Origin of the sequence: Paraburkholderia mimosarum LMG 23256 = NBRC 106338, assembly GCF_000739815.1 — a bacterium.
GTDB lineage: Bacteria > Pseudomonadota > Gammaproteobacteria > Burkholderiales > Burkholderiaceae > Paraburkholderia > Paraburkholderia mimosarum.
Window position 1 is genome coordinate 1 of record NZ_BBJJ01000330.1, and the last position, 1035, is coordinate 1035.

The following is a 1035-nucleotide window of genomic DNA, read 5'->3' on the forward strand; positions in this document are numbered from 1 at the left end:
CAATGAGCGCTGCATGAGCAGCGGGAGTGTTGCAAATGAAACAGAGGCGCCGGATCTACTACAGCGAGAACCAGAAAGCGTTGATGTGGGAGCGTTGGCGTGCAGGCGAGTCGTTGCAGCATATCGCCGAGCTTTTTAATCGCAATCATTCGTCGGTAGAAGGAATTCTGGCGCAAACTGGTGGAATCCAGCCCGCGCAACGGCGGCGATCAAGGCTGGCGCTAACGCTTGCTGAGCGCGAGGAGATCTCGAGAGGCCTCGTGGCGGGCGACTCGATCCAGTCAATCGCACGGCGACTGTCGCGGTCGCCTTCCACGATCTGTCGCGAGATTAAGCGCAACAGTGGAGAGAAAGGCTACAGGGCAAGCCATGCGGACCAGCTCGCATGGGAACGGGCGCACCGGCCCAAGGTCTGCAAACTGGTCAGGTATCGGATGCTGGCCCATATCGTTGCCGACAAGCTCCAGTTGCAGTGGTCGCCCCAGCAGATTGCTGGATGGCTGAAACGCGCCTGGCCGCGCAACGAGGATCACCACGTGTCACACGAGACCATCTACCGTAGTCTCTTCATTCAGGCGCGGGGCGCCCTGAAGAAAGAGCTGCTGGAACATTTACGGCGCACCCGAGCCATGCGGCGGTCGCGGCATCACACCCAGAAGACAGACGATCACGGCAGGATCCGCGACGCCATATCAATCAGCGAACGGCCCGCCACAGTGGAAGACCGCGCGGTGCCTGGTCACTGGGAGACCTGCTGTGTGGCAGCAGCGGTAGCCAGATTGCAACACTTGTAGAGCGCCAGACGCGCTATCTCATGCTGGTGAAGCTCACCAGCAAGGACAGTGAGACGGTAGTCAATGCGCTGATAAAACATGCAAGCAAGCTCCCGCACGAACTCTATAAATCGCTCACATGGGACAGAGGCACGGAGATGGCAGGTCACAAACGATTCACCATAGCCACCGACATTGCCGTGTACTTCTGCGATCCGAAGCACCCCTGGCAACGGGGTTCGAATGAAAATACCAATGGACT

The 1035-nt window shown here is 58.6% G+C and carries 1 pseudogene; it reads left to right on the forward strand.

Going from position 1 to position 1035, the window contains the following annotated elements:
• Positions 1-83 precede the first annotated feature (83 nt).
• Positions 84-1035 (forward strand): annotated as a pseudogene (locus BMI01S_RS37720) (IS30 family transposase); the annotation flags it as partial.